Raw genomic sequence first — 20,945 nt, forward strand, 5'->3', positions numbered from 1 at the left:
ACAGGGGGGCGGTAAGGAACTGATCGATATTGGGCCGGCAAGTTCGGTTTTGGGCGGAATGTAAAGGTCTGTAGGAGCTGCCGAAGGCTGCGATCTTTTGATCTTGAGCTTTCGCTTGCGACTCAATTGTCTGGGACAAGATCGCAGCCTCGTTGCACTCGGCAGCTCCTACAGGCGCAGTTCAGCAGGAAGATCCCCTCGCCCCGATCGCCTTTTTCGCCGCTGGGCACCCCATCGAAACTTTCCGGGCCGCGCAACAGTCATCACAAGACACAGGCAGTACGAGGTCATTGGCACGGGAGGGATACATGACGGCGATCCACATTGGTATTTCCGGCTGGCGCTACACGCCTTGGCGGGGGGATTTCTACCCCAAGGGACTGACCCAGAAACGGGAATTGCAATTCGCCTCGCGAGCGGTCAATAGCATCGAAATCAATGGATCGTTCTACGCCCTGCAACGCCCCGAACGGTATGCCCAGTGGTATGCCGAGACACCGTCCGGCTTCGTGTTCAGCGTCAAGGCCCCGCGTTTCATCACCCATATCAAGCGCCTGCGGGACATCCGCAAGCCTTTGGCCAATTTCTTCGCCTCCGGTGTGCTGGAGCTCAAGGAGAAGCTGGGCGCGATCCTCTGGCAGTTTCCACCCAGTTTCAAATTCGACCCCGAGCTGTTCGAAGACTTCCTCAAGCAACTGCCCCACGACACCGAAGGCGCCGCCACCCTGGCCCGCGAGCACGAGCCGCGCCTGGACGGCCACGCCAGCACCACCACTGACAAAAAGCGCCCAATGCGCCACGCCGTGGAAATCCGCCATGACAGTTTTTTAGACCCGCACTTCGTCACGCTGCTCAAGCGCTACGACGTGGCCCTGGTGATCGCCGATACCGCCGGTAAATGGCCCTATCGCGAAGACGTCACCAGCGATTTCGTCTACCTGCGCCTGCACGGTGCCGAGCAGCTGTACGCCAGCGGCTATACCGACGAGGCGTTGAGGCGCTGGGGCGAGCGGATCGAGGCCTGGAGCCACGGCAAGCAACCCGCCGACGCCCACCTGATCGACCCCGACAAGAAGCCCCGGGCCCGCAAAAGCCGGGAAGTGTTCTGCTATTTCGACAACGACATCAAAGTCCGCGCGCCCTATGACGCACGCCACTTGCTGGAACACTTCCATCTGGACAAGGACCTCGCCACCGCGCCCGGCGAACGCCCGGCCGAAGGGGTGTTGCCATGAACCGCCCGGAAGCCAGCGAAGCGACCCACGAGCCGACCCAGCAACAGGCCCAGGATCTCGACCGGGTCAGCCGTTTCACCGTGCTGACGGTCAACACCCACAAGGGCTTCACCGCCCTGAACCGCCGTTTCATCCTGCCGGAACTGCGCGAAGCGGTGCGCAGCGTGTCCGCCGACGTGGTGTTCTTGCAGGAAGTCCACGGCACCCACGAACACCACCCCCAGCGCTACAGCAACTGGCCGAGCATGCCGCAGTACGAATTCCTGGCCGACAGCCTCTGGCCGCAGTTCGCCTACGGGCGCAACGCGGTGTACCCGGCGGGCGACCACGGCAACGCGTTGTTGTCGAAATTCCAGATCATCCGCCACGACAACCTCGACGTGTCCATCAGCGGCCATGAGAACCGCGGCATGCTCCACAGCGTGCTGCGCCTGCCGGGTGATGGACCGCAAGTGCATGCCATTTGCGTGCACCTGGGGCTGCGCGAAGGTCATCGTGTCGAGCAACTCAAGCTGCTTTGCCAGCGCTTGAGCGAACTGCCGCCCGACGCGCCCGTGATCGTCGCTGGCGACTTCAACGACTGGCGCGGCAAGGCCAGTGAACTGCTCGAACCCTGCGGCCTGCGGGAAGTGTTCGCCGAACAGTGGGGCAAACCGGCCCGCAGCTTTCCGGCGCGCCTGCCGGTCCTGCGCCTGGACCGCATCTACGTGCGCAACCTCAAGGCCCATCATCCCAAGGTGTTGAGCGTACGACCCTGGTCGCACCTCTCCGACCACGCACCGCTGTCGGTGGAGATCGAATTATGAGCGCGACGATGAACAAGGCGACGGTTGAGCAGGTCGAGACGCCACCCACCGAGCGCAACCCGGCGCTGACGGATATCGAATACGGCTGGCACGGCAACAATCGCGTCAAGCTGCTGGAGAACGGCGAGGAGTTTTTCCCCAGGGTCTTCGAGGCCGTTCGCCGGGCCGAGACAGAAATCCTTATTGAGACCTTCATCCTGTTCGAGGATAAGGTCGGCATTGAACTGCGGGATCTGTTGGTCGAAGCCGCCGCGCGTGGCGTGCGCATCACCGTCAGCCTCGATGGCTTCGGCTGCGGTGAGTTGACCACCGCCTTCCTGGCCTCGTTGAGCGACGCCGGGGTGCGCTTGCAGATGTTCGACCCGGCGCCCCGGCGCCTGGGGATCCGCACCAACTGGTTCCGCCGCCTGCACCGCAAGATCGTGGTGGTGGACGGGGTGATTGCGTTTATCGGCGGGATCAACTTTTCCGCCGACCACCTGGGCGATTTCGGCGCCGAGGCCAAGCAGGACTATTCCGTGGAGGTCAAAGGCCCGGCGGTGGTGGATATCCACCACTTCGCGCTGTTGCAGAGTGGCCGGCCCGCCCGGGCCAAATACTGGTGGCAACGCCGCCGCAGCCGCCGCAACGCGCTGGCGTTCAACGACCATGACGGCCAGGTGCGCCTGGTCTACCGGGATAACCACGAACACCAGACCGACATCGAAGAGGTCTACCTGCAGGTGCTGCGCAGTGCCCAGCGGCGGGTGGTGATCGCCAATGCCTATTTCTTCCCTGGCTACCGGTTGCTGCGCGAGATCCGCAACGCGGCACGGCGCGGCGTGGAGGTGCGGCTGATCCTGCAGGGCCAGCCGGACATGATGATCGCCAAGCTCGCCGCACGCATGCTCTACAGCTACCTGCTCAAGGCCGGCGTGGTGATCTACGAATATTGCGAGCGACCGCTACACGGCAAGGTCGCCCTGGTGGATGAGGACTGGAGCACGGTGGGCTCGAGCAACCTCGACCCGTTGAGCCTGTCCCTGAACCTGGAAGCCAATGTGCTGATCCGCGACCGGGCGTTCAACCGCGAGCTGTTCGAGCGCCTCGACTACCTGAGCCGCAACCATTGCACCGCCATGCCCGAGGACCACGCCCCCCGGGGCCTGTTGTGGCGCATGACCATCGGTTTCATGGTGTTCCACTGTTTGCGCCATTTCCCGGCCTGGGCCGGCTGGCTGCCGGCCCATAAACCGCGTCTGAAACCATTTTCGCCGCCGACGGCGGTCCGGAGCGAACCCCATGAACCACTCTGAAGCGCACGCCGCGCCGAGAGATGCCCATGCGCCGGAACAGTCCAAGCCCAAATCCCGCTGGAGCCGCTGGAAAAGACCGCTGACCCTGGCGTTCTTCCTGCTGCTGATCGTGCTGTTCACCGCCCTGGCCCGGCGTATCGATTGGTCCGAGGTGTTAGCCACCCTGGCCGACTTCAAGGCGCGCACCTTGATCATCGCCGCCGCGCTGACCGCCACCAGCTTCATCACCTATGCCTGCTTCGACCTGATCGGTCGCACCTACATCCGCCAGAAACTGGGTTGGCGGCAGATCTTGCCGGTGGGGGTGATCAGTTACGCGTTCAACCTCAACCTCAGCGCCTGGGTCGGTGGCATCGCCATGCGTTATCGGCTGTATTCGCGGCTGGGGGTCAGCACCGGGAACATTGCCAAGATCCTCGGCCTGAGCCTGGCCACCAACTGGTTCGGCTACATGACCCTGGCCGGCGTGGTGTTCAGCAGCGGCCTGGTGACCATGCCACCGGGCTGGAAACTCAGCAGCGATGCACTGCAAGGCGTCGGCGCGCTGTTGCTGCTGGTGAGCGCGGGTTACCTGGTGGCCTGCCGGTTTTCCAAGCGCCGGGCCTGGACCGTTCGCGGAATGGAGATCAACCTGCCATCGCTGCGCATGGCGGTGCTGCAACTGGCGTTGGGCGCGCTGAACTGGTCGTTGATGGCGGCGGTGATCTTCACGTTGCTGCCCGGCAAACTGGATTATCCGGTGGTACTCGGGGTGCTGCTGATCAGCAGCATTGCCGGGGTCATCACCCACATTCCGGCGGGGCTTGGGGTGCTGGAGGCGGTGTTCGTTGCCCTGTTGCAACATGAAGTGTCGCGGGGCAGCCTGTTGGCGGGGCTGATCGCTTACCGGGCGATCTATTTCATCCTGCCGTTGCTGATTACCGTGGTGATGTACCTGGTGATCGAGGCGAAGGCCAAGGCGTTGCGGGTCAAGCCTGGGCCCAAGTGATGGGTTGCCTGGTTTGGCCCCATCGCGAGCAAGCTCGCTCCCACAGGGGATTTGTAGCGTTCGAAAGATTGGGTCCACACAGGTCCATTGTGGGAGCGAGCCTGCTCGCGATGAGGCCCTCCTGAACACCGCACATCTACCGCTCCTGGATAATGCTCAACCGCTCTCCCACCACCATTTCCGTGATCCAGTCCACCAGGATCGAGGTGTAGGCCTGCTGTGACACGGGATCGCTCAAGGCATGGTCGGCGCCGTCGATGATCCGGTGGGTCAGCGAATGGGTCTGCTGGCATGCCGCCCGGTAGCTCATGATGGTGGCATGGGGCACGTAGGCATCGGTCTCGGACTCCACCAGCAGCACATCGCCGGTGAACTGCGAACACGCATGCAAGGCGCGATTGGTTCCGGCGTGCACCAGCGTGCTGCGATAATCCAGCAGGTCGGTCTTGTCCAGGTCGCGCTTGGGCGTGTGCCATTGCTCGTCGCGGTACAGCGCCGGCACCCGCAGGGCCAGCCAGCGTACCGGGCGCAGCGAAGTCAGGATCGAAGCCAGGTAGCCGCCATAACTGGTGCCCACCACGGCAATCGCCGAGGTATCCAAGGCCGGGTGCGCGAGTAGTCGGTCGTATGCCGCCAACAAGTCGCGCAGGTTGTCCTCGCGGGTGACCCGCGCCAACGGGATCCCCGCCCCGCCGGTGTGCCCACGCAAGTCGAAGGTCAGGCACACGCAACCCAGGCCGGCGATGCCTTTGGCCCGTTCAAGGTCCCGCTCCTGGCTACCGCCCCAGCCGTGCACGAACAACACACCAGGAACCTTCGACTTGGGACTCAGGAACGTCCCGTTCATGCGTTCATCGTCAATCTCGATCTGAATGGTTTCACTTCTAGCCGTCATAGGATTGAACCGTTACATATTTGAGAAGGAAGTCGCCGTTGTGCGCCGCGCCGCGATAGACCTCCCTCGCGCCGGGCGGCAGCGGTTGCTCGGTGTAGGTCTCCACCGAGGACACCCGCACCGCGCTGGTTTGCGGCGCTTCGACGAACACCTGCAACGCCGCCAGTTCGGCGCTGCTGGCGCCGCCCATGCGCCATGACTGTTCCAATACACCGCCACGCGGCTGGCCGGCGGCATCCAGGCCCTGGGCAATGTCGTAATTGCGTCGCGATGCAAAAAAGCTCGGGTAGGCCTGGTTGGCGGCTTCATCGAACACTTGCGCCAGGCGCACCGCCTCGCGCACATCGTCGGGCAGTTCGAGCCTGAGCAACTCGATATAACCGCCCTGCACCACCAGCAGGTCCGAGCCGCCGTACACCTCCAACCCTTCACTGTCGTGGGTCAGGTGTTGCACGCCGCAATAACTCAGGACCTTGCCGTTGATGAAGCTCTGGCCGACGCTCTGGGTCTTGACCTCGTTGAGGTGCTGTTCCAGCACCACCCCATCGCGAAACAGCGCCTGGGCGTCGGGCCCGGCGGCAATTTCATCGAACTGCGCCAGGCTCTTGATCAGCCGTTGCCCACGCCCGGCACAGGCATGGATCGGCTTGAGGCGAATCGGCCCGGTGTACAGCAAGTGCTCGGCGGCGGGGCGCGCATCCTTGAGCGAAAAGACCGTCACGCCATCGAGCACCGCGCCTCGCGTGAGCTTGGCAAACAGCGGCGACCAGCCTTTGGGCGCCACGGCGTCCTTATTCAACAGACCATGGGTAATCGCCTTGGTGCAGATAAAATCATGCTCGACATACCCGCCCCACACGTCCTCCGGCCCTTTGACACCCAGGCGCATCAAGGTTTCGGTGCCGATCAGGGTTTGCGTGGGCAACAGATAAAGATCATGACCGGCCTGAGGGTCATGACTGTCGCCGTACTCCCATCCCAGGATCTGTGCCAGCCACTGGGCCAGTGCACGATTGGTCTCGACCTCATGGCACGGTGCTTGTGGATTGACCGAATAGGCCACTACCCGCTTGTTGCGATTGACTGGTGTCATGCCTTGCCCTTTTTCCTGCGCTCGATGGCTTTGGATAAGGGCAGGTGCAGAGATCAGGCCAACGGTGGCATCGGCAATAATGGTCAGCCAAGCGGGCGTCTTGTGCGCAGTTGATAGCATCGGGCCTGTTTCATTCTGCACGAGAGACGGCAGGCATCCGGCAAATTGCACGATCTCCAGCAGCATACGCCCCCTCCTGTGGCGAGGGAGTCTATGTGGGAGCAAGGCTTGCCCGCGATGAAGGCGCTGCGGTCTTTCAGAAATCGAGGCGCCTCCATCGCGGGCAAGCCTTGCTCCCACAAATCCCCTCGCCACAAAGGGTCAGTGTCAGCCTTTGGGAACGCTCGGCGGACTTACCCCAAACCGCGCCCGGTAATCGCTCGGCGCCAACCCGGTGATTTTCTTGAACGTCGCGCGAAAGGCGCTCGGGTCCTGGTAGCCGACGGTCCAGGCAACGTGGTCGATGGTGCCATTGGTGAACTCCAGCATTTCCCGGGCCTTGCCGACGCGCAGGTGCTGGCAGTACTCAGTGGGTTTGAGCCCGGTGGCGGCGCGAAACCGGCGCAGGAAGGTGCGTTCTTCCAACCCGGCGCGTTCGGCCATCGCACCGAGGGAAACCTCCACCGCGCCACTGCTTTGCAACCAATGCTGGACCTTGAGAATCGCCGGGTCGCCATGGCCGAGGATCGGCGCAAAATTACTGCCGCACTGGCTCGCGCTGTCGCTGTGCTCGATCACCAGAAATTGCGCCGTGCGCGTGGCGATGCTGGGCCCGAGCAGGCGGTCCACCAGGCGCAGCCCCAGTTCCGACCAGGCCATCAGCCCGGCGGTGGTGATCAGGTCGCCGTCGTCGACAATGGGTTTGTCGGCGTTGAGCTTGATCTTCGGGTAACGGGCGGCGAAATCCTTGGCCGAGGTCCAATGGGTGGTAGCGCTGCGCCCATCGAGCAGGCCGCTTTCGGCCATCAGGATCGAGCCCACACACACACCGCCCAACACGGTGCCGCCCGCATGCTGCGCACGCAGCCAAGCCATCAGCGTTGGCGCGGCCAGGTCGTCATCGAAACCGGCGAGGGACGGCGGAATCAGCACCGCCACTAACGGGCCCGCTGGGCCGGTTTCGCTGTCGAACACCCGCCGCGGCGCCTCGCCGTTGTCGGTCTGCCAGTGACTGACCCGCAACCTTGGCAATGGTGCGCTGGCGTGCTCGGCCGCGATCCGCTGGGCGACGGCGAACAGATCGGTCAAGCCATGCACCGCCGCCATTTGCGCACCGGGGTAGATGAGCACGCCAAGCTCGGCGACTGCCCTTTGTTGCGTCATTGTCAGTTTTCCCTCGCTTATTGTCGTTGCGGCCAATCCTCGAATCGACGGTAAACGCCAATACTGGCGCCCTACCCCACCTGATCAAGGAAGCCTTCATGTCCAAGCAAGCGCTCATCGTAGTCGATATCCAGAACGACTACTTCCCCCAGGGCAAATGGCCGTTGGTCGGCGCCCAAGCCGCCGCTGATAACGCCGCACGGTTGATCGAAGCCTTTCGCCAAACCGGCGACAGCGTGGTGCACATCCGCCACGAATTCACTTCCGACGACGCGCCCTTCTTCACCCCAGGCTCCGAAGGCGCCCAATTGCACCCCAAGGTGCTCAACCGCGCCGATGAACCGGTAGTACTCAAGCACTTCGTCAATGCGTTTCGCGAAACCGAACTGCAAGCCCTCCTCGACCAGCACGGCATCGAACAACTGGTGGTGGTCGGCAGCATGAGCCACATGTGCGTCGACGGCGTGGTGCGGGCGGCAGCGGACCTGGGCTACGGCGTCACGGTGATCCATGATGCCTGCGCTACCCTAGACCTGGAATTCAACGGCGTCGTCGTGCCGGCTGCCCAGGTGCATGCGGCGTTCATGGCCGCGCTGGGGTTTGCCTACGCGAGTGTGGTGAGCACCGAGCAATTCCTGGTGGCCAATCGCTAAATACACGGCACATCGAAAAAACCGTAAAAAAAACCGCGCTTCGTCGGCGAAGTGCGGTTTTGCCTCAAGCATCAACGGTGTGCCTGGAAGCGATCACACATCCAGCACTTGCAGCAACCTCGGCATCGTCGCCACGAATCCCATCTGCTGCGCTTCGCGCGCCATCCCTTTCAACTTCTCGCCGCAGGCTTGATCGGCGCTGCGCAGCCACTGTCCCGCCACGTCGATCAACCGCACATGATGGGTGATCCAGGCGCATGACGCCGACTCGGGCAATGCCGCCATCTGTTGCCCATGCCAGATCGCCTGTTCGGGATTGCCCGCCAACAGGCAGGTTTCAGCGGCGGCCACGCGAAAGCGCAAAGCGTTGTGGGCCAGGCAGGCCAGGGTCAGTTGGGCTTCGCCCGTCGCCAAGGCCTGCTGGCTGAGCGGCCCATCGTCGCTGATCATCGCCAGGCTGCCGTAGACCCACGGCCCGATGTAGCGCTGCAGCTCGAAACGCTCCACCAGGCTCGCCGCCTCCATGATCAAGGTCTGCGCCAGTCCGCGCTCGCCCTGGCGCAACGCCACTCGCGCCAACCCTTCCAGCAGGATCGCTTCGAAACGGCTGGCGCCGAGGTTGCGCGCCAGTGCCAGGGCACAGGTCAGCTCTTGCTCCGCCAGGGCATCCTGGCCGCCCGCCACCAGCACCCAGGCCGCCGTGAGCCGCGAGAAAACCTGTGCCCGATGATTGCCCAGCCGGGTACTGCATTCGATGGCCTCCATGGCGTCACGCAAGGCCTGCTCCGGCTGGCCCAGGTACAGCTGCGCCGATCCACGGGCGCTGCGGTTGCCCGCCTCCACGTGCACCAGCCCATTGCGTTCGCACAGGCGTACGCATTGATCGAACACCTCGTAGGCGGTCTGCATGCGCCCTTGTGCGTAATAGGAGTCGCCAATGCCACTCAAGGCCTTGGCCTCGGTCTCCAGATCCCGGCCGATGCGGGCACAGGACAAGGCCTCTTCATGGAGCCGGCGACACTCGGCGTAATCGCCCCGTGGAAAATAGATATTCCCGTGCAAGTGATTCAACCGGGCCAGCGCCGTATGCGCCTGCATGGCCCGGGCGATGGGCAGCATGGCCTCGATCAGGCGTTCCTCCTCGTCCAGGCAATCGAGGGTATTGAGGACCGCTGCCAGCCCCAGCGCGGCCTCGATCTGATCCTGTGGCTGCTCGGCCAATGCCAAGGCCCGCTGGAAATGCGCCCGAGCTTCCAAGGTCTGGCCCAGGCCCGAGCACGCCTGGCCGCACAGCAACGCGAAGGAAAAATCGCCCTGCGTACGCTCGGCAAACGCCGCGCACTGCCGCGCCAGCGCAAGGACACTGTCGTACTGGCAGGCCAGGCGTTTTTCGCCCATGGCAACCAACAACGCGTCGAACGCCGCCGGATCGTTGGCCCGCAGCAAATGCTGGGCATAGAGCACCCGGTCGCGCTCGCGGTAGAGGCTCGCCACCTCACCGTGCAACTGCTCGCGAAGCAACGTGGGCATCGCGTCGTAGAGGCAGTGCATGACCAGGTCGTGGACAAACAGATAGCTGCCTGGCTCGACTTCCCGCAGCAGCCCCTGGCGCATGTCCGCCGTCGGCAGATAAGCGGGCTGCCCCAGCGCTTGGCGCCACAGCGTCAGCTCGAAACGATTGCCCAGCACCGCGGCGTAATGCAGGGCGCGACGCTGCTCGGGGGCCAGGTTGTCAAAGCGGGTCTGGACCAGATGCCGCAGACTGTCGGGGAAAATACCTTGCTGGCTCGACAACAGTTGCGTCAGGTACAGCGGATTGCCCTGGGCGCGGGCGACACATTCAGCCCGGTAATGTGGATCGACATTGATGAATTGCTCCGCCAGGACCGTGGCCTCCCGCGCCCGAATCGGCGCGATGTCGAGCAGACTCATGGGGCTGGAGGAATACGAACGAATTTCGCCGCCCAGCGGGTCATCTTCGGGACGGGACGTCAGCAGCCAGACCACCGGGGCTTCGTCAGTGGCATCGAGCAGCTTGCCCAACAGCGTAAACAGCGTGGTGTCGCCCCAGTGCAGGTCTTCGAGGCAGATCACCAAGGGCTGTTGCACTGCGACGCGCAGCAACACGTCGAGCAAAGCCTGGAACAGCCCCTGGGTACGGGCCTGGTTGCTCATCGCGCCATACAAGATGGGCGGCTCCACAGACGACACAGCAGTCAGCACTTGCAGGAACATGCGATGTTCGGCGGCCACTTTCAGGCGGGACAAGGCCACGTCCAACAGCGACGCGCTGATGGGCGGCGCCCCACCGAGGTTGAGCAGGCTGGCCACCAATTGCCCCAGGGGCCACAGACTGTTGTCCATGCCGAAATCCAGCACATCGCCGCGGTGGCAGGCGAAGCCACGCTGCCGGGCCATTTCGAGAAATTCGCTGACCAGGCGGGTCTTGCCAATACCCGCCATGCCGCGCACATAAACGACGTGCCCGTCCTGGCATTCCTGGGTGGCCTCGATCACTGCCTTGAACTGCAACAGCTCGATGGCTCGCCCCACCAACGGACGCGGCGCGTTTTCGTCGAGGCTGCGCGGGCGCAGGCATTTGCGATAGGCCTGAAACTCATCGTCGGAGGCGGAAAACTCAAACCGGGCAGCGAGTTGTTCCAGCAGGTTCTGCGCAACATACACCGGCGCATTTCCATGACGATCCAGCAACGGCTTTTGCGCGAGCAAAGCAGGCTCAGCGTGGGGATCTGCCGCTTCGGCACTCAGGCGCACAAGCCGCAGCACCAAGGCATGCCCTGGCGTGACGAATTGCTCGCGGCTCAGCGCCAAAGCGCAGAGCAGGCCCCGTTCGCTATCGCTGCGATACGCCTGCGGAGAGCCGAATTGGGCGATCACCACATCCTGCGTCATCCCCAGTGGAATGCCACCGAACTGACGCACCAGGCGCTCGACTTCATCCATGAACGTCGCCCCTGGCAACCCATCGATCCGAAAGGACAGTTCAAGTACGTATCGAATGACGCTGTCATCGACCTGTTTCTGCGCCTGTTGCGCAAAGGCCATCTGGTGCAGTTCGGTCATCGTCTGCTGGATGTGCACCAAAGCCGCCGAGGCGGGATCGCCCAGCAGCGCACTCACATCGACCCCGAAGGCCGTCGCCAAGTGCCGAGCGGTGCGATAAAGCACTGGCTTGCCGGTTTCGGCGCGCTTGATGGAGGCGATCGAGACGCACAAATGCCGGTTCAGGCAGGCCTCGGCCAGGGTTTCCTGACTCAGGCCATGCTGTTTGCGCAGTCCTTTCAACGACACCGCGTCCAGCAGGACACGACCGTCGGATATCGAGGCATCACGCTTGGGCAGGACAGCAAAGGTACTGTGTCGGGAGTCCATGTCGATAACCCTTCTACCCTGGGACAACGGCAGCCGACCGAGTGTACTCCAGCGCCTCTCTGCGGGTTAATGAAAAGATGGCATTTGGCCTGATACCAAACTGATACCGGACTGACACTGCTCTGGACTGTCCGGTTATCACGGCCCTCCCGATACTCACTCCCATCAATTGGCACCCAGTTGATACAACCTGAGCGATGGGAGAAAGGCGATGAACGATGGACTGAAGGGCAACGCAGGCGACGAATTGCGCGACATCGGCGGTTCGCAGCTGCTGGGGCGTGGACTGAACCGGCTCGATTGGGCCGGCGACAGCAAGGAGTGTCAGAAGGTCGGTGATACCGAGTCGGGCAAACGTGCCGTGCCGTACCGGAAAACAGCCTACAACGTAGGGAAAAACGTCACCATGTCCACCGTCGTGGCCACCGACAACTTCTCAACCGAGACGTTTTCCTCCCGCGACGAGTTCGAAAGACATACCCAGACCAGTGTCGAAGCCTCCGGTAAATACGGCGCCTTTTCCGCCGGTTTCAAAGTCACCTTCGGCAGTGACATCAAGACGCTCGAAGAACGCGAAGCCGCGCTCTACAGTCACACCGTGCGGTTATGGAAACTGACCTTCGAAGTCAATCCGGCCAATGCGACCGAAGCGTTCAAGAAACGTGTCGACGACCTGCCCAAGGCCTTCGACCCGGGCAATCCGACAGCGTTTTTCAACTTCCTCGTCGATTTTGGCGCCGATATCGTCAGCGAAGTGACCGTCGGCGGCTCGCTGAACTATGCGATGACCGCACTCAAGAGCTTCCTCAGCCAGACCAACACCCTCGATGCGATGGTCAAGGCCGAATACGGCGCCTTTGTCAGCGGTAGCGCGACCACCTCGATCTCGGAAACGGTCAAGAAAAACATCGCCCATCGCAACGCCAACCTGACCACCCAGGGCGGTACGCACGCCATCGCGTTCAATGCAGTGGACCCCAGCAACTGCAACGCGGAGTTCGGCAAATGGCGTGAATCGCTGCCGGACGACCCCACGGTCGTGGAGTTGAAAATCTCGCCAGTCTATCGTTTCGTCAAGGAAGGCGAGACCCGTACGGCACTGGAGCAGGCCTATCAGTGGTACACCAGCTACAAGGCGGAAATCGAAGCCAATTGGCAGGAATCGGTGGTGGTCCTCGGCCGCTCCGGGCGGCAAACCACGCCCAAGGCCACGGCAACCGGCCCGGCCTTGCGAATGGTGTTCGTCGACAACAAAAGCAAGGAAACCAGCGAGAGTTTCCACTACCCACCCGCCGCGAATGCATCGACCACGGAATTTGAACAGTTCTGGGATGGACTGGCCCTGCTGCTGAGACAAAAAAGCGGGCAGAAACTGCTGATGGCCACTGAACGCTGGCCGCGCGACTCACGCTACTACCCGGGGTACGCGATGCGCGAGGCCCTGCTGGCCAACGGCGCCAGCGAAGTGTCGCTCGCACGTTGGGAGACGCTGACCAAGCACATGCAACCCAACCCCTTGTCCGGCCTGACCTATGTGCTGGCAGGGAATGACTTCGAGGTGCCCGGTGTCGATGGACTCATTGCCGGTTTCGGCCAGGCAGGCAAAGACCTCAACCCAACGGTGAAGATCAAGGCTCGGCTTTCCCACGACTCGTTCGGCAAGGTCAAGCTGGTCAAGACGGCAAGTACCGAGCAGGACCCTCGCACCGCGCTGTACATCGTGCGCAACAATACTGGGGACAAACCGGCACTGGCGGTCGATCCGCAAAACCGGACCCGTATCGCCATGCAGACGCCGGACAGGTCCAACCCAGGGCAATTCTGGTACATGCCCGAGCTGGAAAAACCCTACCCGGAAATCAACCACCCGGTCCTGCTGATCAACTACGAGACGGGAACCTGCCTGCAGGGTATGCATGATCAGGGCGACTGCCGGCTCAAGCCCATCGAACCGGGCCGCCAGCAGGACGACGTCATTTGGGACCGGCGTGGCGATGAGGTGTTTCACCTGTTGATGGTCTACTACTGGATGGACGCCTTGTGCCTGACCCAGGTTGAAAAGCGCGCCGCCGTCCGGGCTTGGCGCCAACCTCACGGCATGGATTGGTTGCGCGAGCAGCATCGTCCGTACAGTTGATACCAGGCAGTTATCCCCCCTGTGGGAGCTCGCTCCCACAGGTTTGGATTGCCATTTCCTCTAGCCCTCTTGCGTGCGTGGTCCCTGTCCGATGCAAGTCTTCAACTGTGTTCCCTTTATCGGCGACGGCGTGGAAACAGCGCTCGACCCCCGTCGCTTTCCCTATCTGTTCAACGACCATGGGCTGGCGCAACCGAGTGTCCAGGTGCGCGGCAACCTGATCCCGCTCAGCCCCGAGAATCCATCCCTGTCCCTGGGCACTCGCTACTCCGGCATCAGTTGGAGGGACCGTGAGGTTCCAACGAACACCGGCTCCTACTGGATCAAGACATTCGACTTCCACGCCAGCGAAGTGCACTACGCCCCCATCTGGGCAACCAGGGAAACGGCGCAAGCCTTTGGCATGACCCTGCTCGGCAACGGCGAATGCCTGCGTTTCGAGTACGACCAACTGATCCTGGGCCAATACACCTACGGCAAATGGGCCGGCCACCAATCGCCCTACCTGGGCCCGGCGCGCCAGCGCGAGCTGCTGACCTACAACCCGACCGATCTCGAATACCACAACTTCCCCCACGCGTTCTTTTCCCGCTACGGACGCTTGCCGCTGGTGATCAGCGTCGCCCGCTGGCGGCCTGCGGCCAGGGAAATTTATCTGGCGGACCTGTGGCTGCGGCCCGGTGATGCATTGGTCCTGCCGCCCAAGCATTACCCCGACATTGCCCCCAGTGACGCCCATGGTGTCGAAAACTGGCCGGCCGTCGTGGACATGCACGGCAACCGAAACTCGGCGCTGGCCTGCTGGTTCAGGGAAGGCGAGGACTGTTTGCTGACGGAGACGATCCTGGCCAACTCGACCTTGATGAACTCCCCCCATGGCAAACCGCACTATCACGAAGAGAAGACGCCGACGCGGCATGAATTACCGGCGAACTACCGACCGTGAGGGTGACGGCACGGCCAACCGACACAACGGCTCCAGGCTGCATTAACGCTGGAGGTCATTGAGCAAGTTGGACATAATATTTTTCATTCAGGCCACGCCTGGTTTGCCCCCACGAGGCTCTACGACACAACATGTCGAGCATAGCAATCAGCAATCTGACTGTGCCCAGGGACGTCGACAGCGTCTCGCGCCCCGTTATGGCCTTGAGTGCCACATCGGTAGCAAAGGACTGGGAAAATGCGAGGCATCAGCACCGCAAGGCGCAGCTGATCTACTCCCTACGCGGCATCCTCAACTGCGAAATCGAAGACGGCGTCTGGATCGTGCCTCCGCAGTGCGCCATATGGATACCGGGAGATTTGCCTCACGCGGCGCGAGGGGCAGGGGAAACGGAATGCTATTGCCTGTTCGTCGAGCCAGATGCCGCACCGGATCTTCCGAAAACCTGCTGCACGATTTCGGTATCGCCATTGCTACGCGAGTTGCTAATGAAGGTGGCCGGTATTCCTGAGTTATACCCGCTGGGAGGACGGGAAGAACGGCTGATTGCCGTATTGCTCGATGAATTGGTGGAGGCTCCGGTAGAGGACCTGCATCTACCCATGCCGCGCTCCCCCCGATTGCGCCGCCTCGCGGAAATGATGCTTGCCGACCCCACGGACAAAACCTCGAAGGCCGATTGGGCTGTTCGCATAGGCATGAGCGAGCGAAGCATGAGCCGTCTGCTGCTGCACGAAATTGGAATGAGCTTCGGGCGCTGGCGTCGGCAGCTGCATGTGATCCTTGCCCTTCAACGTTTGACCAAGGGTGAAAGCGTGCAAACGGTGGCCTTGGAGCTGGGGTATGAAAACGCCAGTGGGTTCGTGACCATGTTCCGCAAGGCGGTGGGCAAGCCTCCGGCACGCTATCTCTCGGATCGCATGGGCGGCGCGGAACTTGCACCTGTTCCCGGCATCATGCTCCCCGATGAAATCTCCCCCTGATTCAATCAGGCTGTCTTGGCTCGGGAGCGCCGACCGGCATCCATCGTCAGTTGTCCTTCCTTGCGAAGTCGCCGGCTTTTCGCACAGGTCGTTATGATGGTGAAGATTGACTCCTCGTCGGGAGCGAAGCCTTCCTCGCCTGAGGCGACCTCAGCGATCCGGACTCGGCATTGGTTGCCACAGCGAGCTTCATCTTGTGTTTGCCTGACGGTAGCTTCTTACCACCGAACGCTGCAATTAGGTCAACGATCCGAGGCGATTCATCGTGTGGCTCCATATCATCATTCCTTAGCTATACCAGTCCTCAGTCGCTTGTCGCATCGTGAAGCGGCGTGGCTCATGTTGGCCCCAGTCCCAGCGCGATGGTGGGTCACCACCGCGCTGGGACTGTCAAAGCTACCGCACCGCGGCCTGCTCCCAGCCGCCACCAAGTGCCTTAAACACACTGACCCGTGCTGAACCTACCCGCTGATCGGAAGCAGCCAACTGCGACCTCGCGTCGATCAAACTAGACTGCGCCACGATCACATCAAGGTAGCTGATCGATCCAGCGCGGTATCGTTGGTTTGCCAACTGGAAGGCTCCTTCGGCCCGGTCACGAGCGCAGCACGATCCGCTTGTTCGGGGGCGTCAAAAAGCTGCACAAGCGTTGTGCCCTCCTTCACAGTCTGGCCAGCCTCGAAATGAATGGCTGTCACGCGACCCGACGTGTCGGGAGCCAACAGCACTTCTCGCACGGCTTGCAGGCTTCCGACAGCCTGCAAGTCCTCGGCCACACTACGAGGCTCGGCCCGGATCGTTGATACCGGCATCGGCGGCATGGCGTAGTGTTCAGCGCCACTACTACGGGTGGTGCGCCAGGCATACAGCAGGCCGAAGACCACGACCAGGCCAACAACGCTGATGGCAATGGGCTTGGCACGGAAAGCGGCGGTACTCATGCATTCCTCTCAACGGCAACCGGTGTTAAGGGGGCGTTCGGCCGGCGTCGCATAGTCGCCATATCGCGGCAAAGTGGAGGCATTAGGGATTTCCTAGGTAAGAGCTAAGTGTTTGTTCGGTCGGCCAAGAACCCTGGACTGAGGCATGGCAAACCACCATTGGGCGAAGCGTACACACGCCGACCAGACGCATCATTGCGAAACTAGGTCAGTATATTTTTCATTTAGGCCATTTCGTTGAAGATCATCTGGCTTGGCCTAAATGAATAACAATCTGGCCTGGCTTCGCCATCACGCCACTTTGTCTCTAATGTTAAATACGGCATCTAAATGCAAATGAGTATTGTTGATGCCCGCCCTCACCCCTGCTGCGAAGCCTCGCCGGCCCATCGATCCGCGCACAGAGCGCACCGCCCTTCCTCATATGAATAGACATTACAAGGGCGCCATCAGGAGCGCGCCTCGCACTGTGCTGGGTTCGGCAGTCGCGGCGGCGGTTTTCATTAGCGCGCAGGGCGCATTCGCCGCCGAGTCAGCGCAGACCCAAACCAAGGCAGGGGGGACGTCTCAAGAAGAGATAGCCTTGCCGGCCATTACCGTAACGGGCCGCATGGATACGGCGACCACCGAAGGGACTGGTTCCTACACTACGGGCCAGACGTCGGTGGCGACGCACCTGCCGCTGTCGCTGCGGGAAACACCGCAGTCGGTGACGGTGATCACCCGCCAACGCATGGACGACCAGCAACTGAACTCGGTGCAGAGCGTGCTGGATAACACCACGGGCGTCTCGTCGTACCAATCCGACAGCGAACGGACGAGTTTCTATTCGCGTGGTTTCTTGATCAACAACGTTCAGTACGATGGCATACCCACCGTCGTCGGCGACATCGTCAGCGGGAGCGGCATCAGCTCCCTCGATACCGCGTTCTACGATCGTGTCGAGGTCGTGCGCGGCGCCTCCGGCTTGCTGACCGGCACCGGCAATCCCTCGGCCGCCGTCAACCTGGTGCGCAAACGACCGACCCGCGACTTCTCGGCGTCCGCCTCGCTCGGTGCAGGGAGCTGGGATACCCACCGGGAAATGGCCGACGTATCGACTCCGTTGACCGAGGATGGCCGTATCCGCGCCCGCATGGTCGGGACGTCCCAGGAAGGAAACTCGTACATTGATGGCTACAAACCGCAGAGGAAGGCGTTCTACGGCATCATCGAGGCAGATCTGACACCAGACACGACGGTGAGTCTGGGCTATGACTACCAGGACAGCACGCCGAAGGGCTCCACCTGGGGAGGTTTACCGCTATGGTTCAGCGACGGCACGCAGGCGGAGTATTCACGCTCCAAGAACTACGCGCAGAAATGGAGCCATTGGGACAACACCCTCAAGACGGCGTTTGCCGAGATCGAGCACCGCTTTGACAACGACTGGAATCTCCGGACCGTCGCTAATCAATACCGCACGGAATTCGATGCCGAACTGCTCGGCCTGGTCGGCCGCCCCGATCGCGCCACGGGACTGGGCTCCTTTCCTAACGGGGCTCTCCCGGTGGCACTGGCGTCCGAAGGTAGCAGTCGTCAAAACACCTTCGACGTGATGGCGAGCGGCCCCTTCGAACTGCTCGGCCGCCAGCATGACTTGGTGGTGGGGGCGACGAGTTCGCGCCGCACCTCCAGCCAGGAAGCTATCGCTCCGTTCTATGCAGGCTTTACGCCGGTCAACGTCTATGCATTGAGCCCAGCCTTTCCCCGGCCCGACTTCGATGCCTTGGCTTCGATACCGACCCGCACCCTGATCAAACAGAGCGGTGTCTATAGCGCAGCCCGGTTCTCGCTGGCCGATCCTCTGAAACTCATTGTCGGCGGCCGCTTCAGCAACTACGAAATCGACGACGCCGTCGGCGCCTCGTCGTTGCACTACAAGAAGAGCAGTGAATTCACCCCGTATGCCGGCTTGATCTACGACATCGACAAGACCTATTCGGCCTACGTGAGCTACACGGGCATATTCAATCCGCAAACCGACTATCGCGACAGCAAGGGCAACGTGCTCACGCCGACAAAGGGAAAAACCAAGGAAATCGGCCTCAAAGGCGCTTACATGGACGGGCGTCTGAATGCGTCGGTGGCCTTGTTCCAGACCGAGTTGGACAACGCTGCACAGATGGTCGCAGGAACCCGTACGCCAAGTGGTGCCCAAGCCTATACGGGCTCGGATGGGACGAAGTCGCGCGGGATCGAGTTGGACTTGCAGGGCGAGCTGGCGCGTGGCTGGAACATCTATTCAGGCATCGCCCATTTCACGGCACAAGATGGCGATGGCGTCCGCTTGAATTCGCAAATACCACGCACCACTGCCCAGCTTTTCAGCACCTACCAGTTGCCCGGAGACTGGAGCAAGTTGACGCTAGGCGGAGGCGTCAAATGGCAAAGCCGCTTCTACCAGGCGGCCAACACAGGCACCAGTTCGCTGGGTGGGGAACAAGGTTCTTATGCGCTGGTATCACTGTTGGGGCGCTACGCCATCACGAAGCAGATCACTGCGGCGGTCAACGTCAACAATGTGCTCGACAAGAAGTACGCGTTGGAGAAGGGAGATTTTGACACTGTAGGTTATGGCGCACCACGCAACTTGATGGTGACACTGGACTATAGGTATTGATTTCCCGCAGGCGAACATTTCACCCGTTGTAAATCGCAGACATGCAACATCTATTGATTATCGAGAAAGCTCTTATGCCCATTAAGCCTACGCTAAACCCCGCCCAAGACACGGCCATGAACAATGCAAACAAAGTGGCCTTGTTCTGGCTGACGACAGCCGCTGGTGCCGTACTTTTTGTCACCTTTCAGTTATTTTTCTACGTAAACGATTTTGTGAGAGCGCACGGAGCGACACCGGCGATTACGTTTGAGCCCGGAGTACTGTGGATGTTTTCCGCTTTCTATGGGTCTTGGATCGTCACGGTGCTTCTCGCGCTGATAGGCACCCGTAAGGCTCAGTGGGTTGCGTTTGTCCTCGGCAGCCTGCTTGTCGTCCTCAATACCCTCGGAGGAATCTCCGACGGGTTACGCGACGGTTGGCACATCACCTTTTCAGCAGTGTTCTTCATTACATTGCCCGGCGTGTTCGCTATTGCGACTACCTGGCGTGGTATCAAAAACAAAGGAAACAGCGATGTCGATGAATAGTTCTGACTTCCCTTTGGTCTGGATGAATCTTACGCAAGAACCCGGACATGATCACCAGAAGGACTTCGAGGAATTCGAGGCGAATTTGCGGCGCGGCGAGCCCTTCGTAATCTTGAGCGACACCGCACCCGCCGAAGACCACGACCACACACCAGAAGACAAGAAGCGCACCGCGCTCTGGATGAAGAAACACAAAGTGGAATTGCGAAAGCTGGTTCTGGCAATGATCCAGATCGAATCCAACCAGGCTAAACGCTTGGGTTACAAGGCATTCGCGGTCCTTTTTGCCAAGTTCTGGGGCTACCCTCTACTTCTTGCCGCTTCACGTGAAGAAGCAATAGAGATGGCTAGAGATCTCCTCCAAAAGGACGGAAAGTCATCCAGATAATGACCCGCGCGGGCGTCCGATCTCCCGTGTCATTTGTTTACACCTTCGAAAGATAAGCGCTTCTGACTCCACAAAAAACTGTAAACAATAAAAAAGCGAAGCCAAATCAATGGCTTCGCTTTTAATATTTACGGCTCTGAAAAAACTACACTTCAGAACGGAATATCGTCATCAAAACTGTCGAAATCCGGAGCCGGTTGCGGCGCGGCCTGTTGTGGGGCCGGGCGTTCGCGTTGTGGCTGTGGCGCCGACTGCGGACGAGGCGCCTGCTGACGCGGGGCTGGAGCCGACTGCTGGTAGTTGTTGCCACCTTGCTGCTGGTCGCCCTGTGGACGGCCGCCCAGCAGTTGCATGGTGCCTTGCATGTCGACCACGATTTCGGTGGTGTAGCGCTTGATGCCGTCTTTTTCCCACTCGCGAGTCTGCAGCTTGCCTTCGATATATACCTGCGAACCCTTGCGCAGGTATTCACCGGCGATCTCAGCCACCTTGCCGAACATCGACACGCGGTGCCATTCGGTCTTCTCGACCTTCTGGCCGGTCTGCTTGTCGGTCCACTGTTCGCTGGTCGCCAGACTCAGGTTGGTCACGGCGTTGCCGTTCGGCAGGTAGCGAACTTCGGGATCCTGGCCGCAAGTACCGACCAATATGACTTTGTTAACCCCACGGGCCATAAC

At 61.3% G+C, this 20,945-nt stretch carries 18 protein-coding genes; 11 read left to right on the forward strand and 7 right to left on the reverse strand.

Annotated features, from left to right (window positions below; genetic code table 11):
* The first annotated feature begins 308 nt into the window (after window positions 1-308).
* Genes ASC85_RS28685 through ASC85_RS28700 form a run of 4 tightly spaced genes read left to right on the forward strand, consistent with a single transcriptional unit; the run spans window position 309 to window position 4,324 of the window.
* Window positions 309-1,235 (forward strand): DUF72 domain-containing protein, encoded by a 927-nt coding sequence (locus ASC85_RS28685; RefSeq protein ID WP_057452321.1) that lies wholly within the window; start codon window positions 309-311, stop codon window positions 1,233-1,235.
* The gene (locus ASC85_RS28690; RefSeq protein ID WP_057452322.1) at window positions 1,232-2,041 is read left to right on the forward strand and encodes an endonuclease/exonuclease/phosphatase family protein; all 810 of its coding nucleotides are present in this window, start codon (window positions 1,232-1,234) and stop codon (window positions 2,039-2,041) included. The genes ASC85_RS28685 and ASC85_RS28690 overlap by 4 nt, the downstream gene beginning before the upstream one ends.
* Complete coding sequence (clsB, locus tag ASC85_RS28695; protein ID WP_057452323.1) at window positions 2,038-3,336, forward strand: cardiolipin synthase ClsB; 1,299 nt, start codon at window positions 2,038-2,040, stop codon at window positions 3,334-3,336. The genes ASC85_RS28690 and clsB overlap by 4 nt, the downstream gene beginning before the upstream one ends.
* Complete coding sequence (locus ASC85_RS28700; protein WP_057452324.1) at window positions 3,323-4,324, forward strand: lysylphosphatidylglycerol synthase domain-containing protein; 1,002 nt, start codon at window positions 3,323-3,325, stop codon at window positions 4,322-4,324. Before clsB ends, ASC85_RS28700 begins: the two co-directional genes overlap by 14 nt.
* Window positions 4,325-4,460: 136 nt before the next feature.
* Here ASC85_RS28700 and ASC85_RS28705 read toward each other — a convergent pair whose 3' ends face one another.
* From ASC85_RS28705 to ASC85_RS28715, 3 genes are all read right to left on the reverse strand, one after another.
* Window positions 4,461-5,219 (reverse strand): alpha/beta hydrolase family protein, encoded by a 759-nt coding sequence (locus ASC85_RS28705; RefSeq protein ID WP_003206064.1) that lies wholly within the window; start codon window positions 5,217-5,219, stop codon window positions 4,461-4,463.
* A complete protein-coding gene (locus ASC85_RS28710) occupies window positions 5,209-6,312 on the reverse strand; it encodes a DUF3182 family protein (protein ID WP_057452342.1) in 1,104 nt (367 codons plus the stop codon). Before ASC85_RS28710 ends, ASC85_RS28705 begins: the two co-directional genes overlap by 11 nt.
* Before the next feature lie 327 nt (window positions 6,313-6,639).
* Complete coding sequence (locus ASC85_RS28715) at window positions 6,640-7,635, reverse strand: GlxA family transcriptional regulator (protein ID WP_057452325.1); 996 nt, start codon at window positions 7,633-7,635, stop codon at window positions 6,640-6,642.
* Window positions 7,636-7,733: 98 nt separating this feature from the next.
* Between ASC85_RS28715 and ASC85_RS28720 the strand changes: the two genes are divergently transcribed.
* Window positions 7,734-8,288, forward strand: a complete 555-nt coding sequence (locus tag ASC85_RS28720; RefSeq protein WP_057452326.1) for a cysteine hydrolase family protein — start codon at window positions 7,734-7,736, stop codon at window positions 8,286-8,288.
* 93 nt (window positions 8,289-8,381) lie between these two features.
* On the opposite strand, the gene ASC85_RS28725 is transcribed toward ASC85_RS28720, so the two are convergent.
* Window positions 8,382-11,681: an ATP-binding protein gene (locus ASC85_RS28725; RefSeq protein WP_057452327.1), complete on the reverse strand. Its 3,300-nt coding sequence runs from the start codon at window positions 11,679-11,681 to the stop codon at window positions 8,382-8,384.
* 211 nt (window positions 11,682-11,892) lie between these two features.
* Between ASC85_RS28725 and ASC85_RS28730 the strand changes: the two genes are divergently transcribed.
* The 3 genes from ASC85_RS28730 (at window position 11,893) to ASC85_RS28740 (ending at window position 15,747) form a co-directional block, all read left to right on the forward strand.
* Complete coding sequence (locus ASC85_RS28730) at window positions 11,893-13,818, forward strand: MAC/perforin domain-containing protein (protein ID WP_057452328.1); 1,926 nt, start codon at window positions 11,893-11,895, stop codon at window positions 13,816-13,818.
* 91 nt (window positions 13,819-13,909) lie between these two features.
* Complete coding sequence (locus ASC85_RS28735) at window positions 13,910-14,764, forward strand: hypothetical protein (RefSeq protein ID WP_057452329.1); 855 nt, start codon at window positions 13,910-13,912, stop codon at window positions 14,762-14,764.
* A 131-nt stretch (window positions 14,765-14,895) separates the two neighbouring features.
* Complete coding sequence (locus ASC85_RS28740) at window positions 14,896-15,747, forward strand: AraC family transcriptional regulator (protein ID WP_057452330.1); 852 nt, start codon at window positions 14,896-14,898, stop codon at window positions 15,745-15,747.
* A 396-nt stretch (window positions 15,748-16,143) separates the two neighbouring features.
* Here ASC85_RS28740 and ASC85_RS31920 read toward each other — a convergent pair whose 3' ends face one another.
* Both ASC85_RS31920 and ASC85_RS28745 read right to left on the reverse strand, forming a co-directional pair.
* Window positions 16,144-16,320, reverse strand: coding sequence for a TolC family protein (locus ASC85_RS31920; RefSeq protein ID WP_236712419.1), 177 nt, complete (start codon window positions 16,318-16,320; stop codon window positions 16,144-16,146).
* The gene (locus ASC85_RS28745; protein WP_057452331.1) at window positions 16,272-16,688 is read right to left on the reverse strand and encodes a biotin/lipoyl-binding protein; all 417 of its coding nucleotides are present in this window, start codon (window positions 16,686-16,688) and stop codon (window positions 16,272-16,274) included. Before ASC85_RS28745 ends, ASC85_RS31920 begins: the two co-directional genes overlap by 49 nt.
* 349 nt (window positions 16,689-17,037) lie before the next feature.
* On the opposite strand from ASC85_RS28745, the gene ASC85_RS28750 reads away from it, so the two are divergent.
* The 3 genes from ASC85_RS28750 to ASC85_RS28760 all read left to right on the forward strand — a co-directional run bounded on the left by ASC85_RS28750 (window position 17,038) and on the right by ASC85_RS28760 (window position 20,268).
* Window positions 17,038-19,350, forward strand: coding sequence for a TonB-dependent siderophore receptor (locus ASC85_RS28750; RefSeq protein ID WP_236712420.1), 2,313 nt, complete (start codon window positions 17,038-17,040; stop codon window positions 19,348-19,350).
* Between the two features lie 116 nt (window positions 19,351-19,466).
* The gene (locus ASC85_RS28755) at window positions 19,467-19,880 is read left to right on the forward strand and encodes a hypothetical protein (protein ID WP_236712421.1); all 414 of its coding nucleotides are present in this window, start codon (window positions 19,467-19,469) and stop codon (window positions 19,878-19,880) included.
* Entirely contained in the window at window positions 19,867-20,268 is a 402-nt protein-coding gene (locus ASC85_RS28760; RefSeq protein WP_053188677.1) for a hypothetical protein, read from the forward strand. Before ASC85_RS28755 ends, ASC85_RS28760 begins: the two co-directional genes overlap by 14 nt.
* Before the next feature lie 152 nt (window positions 20,269-20,420).
* On the opposite strand, the gene ASC85_RS28765 is transcribed toward ASC85_RS28760, so the two are convergent.
* Window positions 20,421-20,942 (reverse strand): single-stranded DNA-binding protein, encoded by a 522-nt coding sequence (locus ASC85_RS28765; RefSeq protein WP_003206078.1) that lies wholly within the window; start codon window positions 20,940-20,942, stop codon window positions 20,421-20,423.
* Between the last annotated feature and the right edge of the window lie 3 nt (window positions 20,943-20,945).

Source organism: Pseudomonas sp. Root401, assembly GCF_001425105.1.
GTDB lineage: Bacteria > Pseudomonadota > Gammaproteobacteria > Pseudomonadales > Pseudomonadaceae > Aquipseudomonas > Aquipseudomonas brassicacearum.

Excerpts from the sequence above, each read along its gene's own strand:
- ASC85_RS28750 (WP_236712420.1), top strand. The coding sequence starts at position 17,038 with ATGCCCGCCCTCACCCCTGCTGCGAAGCCTCGCCGGCCCATCGATCCG.
- ASC85_RS28760 (WP_053188677.1), top strand. The coding sequence starts at position 19,867 with ATGTCGATGAATAGTTCTGACTTCCCTTTGGTCTGGATGAATCTTACG.
- clsB (WP_057452323.1), top strand. The coding sequence starts at position 2,038 with ATGAGCGCGACGATGAACAAGGCGACGGTTGAGCAGGTCGAGACGCCA.
- ASC85_RS28720 (WP_057452326.1), top strand. The coding sequence starts at position 7,734 with ATGTCCAAGCAAGCGCTCATCGTAGTCGATATCCAGAACGACTACTTC.
- ASC85_RS28725 (WP_057452327.1), bottom strand. The coding sequence starts at position 11,681 with ATGGACTCCCGACACAGTACCTTTGCTGTCCTGCCCAAGCGTGATGCC.
- ASC85_RS28740 (WP_057452330.1), top strand. The coding sequence starts at position 14,896 with ATGTCGAGCATAGCAATCAGCAATCTGACTGTGCCCAGGGACGTCGAC.
- ASC85_RS28765 (WP_003206078.1), bottom strand. The coding sequence starts at position 20,942 with ATGGCCCGTGGGGTTAACAAAGTCATATTGGTCGGTACTTGCGGCCAG.
- ASC85_RS28755 (WP_236712421.1), top strand. The coding sequence starts at position 19,467 with ATGAACAATGCAAACAAAGTGGCCTTGTTCTGGCTGACGACAGCCGCT.
- ASC85_RS28735 (WP_057452329.1), top strand. The coding sequence starts at position 13,910 with ATGCAAGTCTTCAACTGTGTTCCCTTTATCGGCGACGGCGTGGAAACA.
- ASC85_RS28705 (WP_003206064.1), bottom strand. The coding sequence starts at position 5,219 with ATGACGGCTAGAAGTGAAACCATTCAGATCGAGATTGACGATGAACGC.
- ASC85_RS28700 (WP_057452324.1), top strand. The coding sequence starts at position 3,323 with ATGAACCACTCTGAAGCGCACGCCGCGCCGAGAGATGCCCATGCGCCG.
- ASC85_RS28715 (WP_057452325.1), bottom strand. The coding sequence starts at position 7,635 with ATGACGCAACAAAGGGCAGTCGCCGAGCTTGGCGTGCTCATCTACCCC.
- ASC85_RS28685 (WP_057452321.1), top strand. The coding sequence starts at position 309 with ATGACGGCGATCCACATTGGTATTTCCGGCTGGCGCTACACGCCTTGG.
- ASC85_RS28690 (WP_057452322.1), top strand. The coding sequence starts at position 1,232 with ATGAACCGCCCGGAAGCCAGCGAAGCGACCCACGAGCCGACCCAGCAA.
- ASC85_RS28730 (WP_057452328.1), top strand. The coding sequence starts at position 11,893 with ATGAACGATGGACTGAAGGGCAACGCAGGCGACGAATTGCGCGACATC.
- ASC85_RS28745 (WP_057452331.1), bottom strand. The coding sequence starts at position 16,688 with ATGAGTACCGCCGCTTTCCGTGCCAAGCCCATTGCCATCAGCGTTGTT.
- ASC85_RS28710 (WP_057452342.1), bottom strand. The coding sequence starts at position 6,312 with ATGACACCAGTCAATCGCAACAAGCGGGTAGTGGCCTATTCGGTCAAT.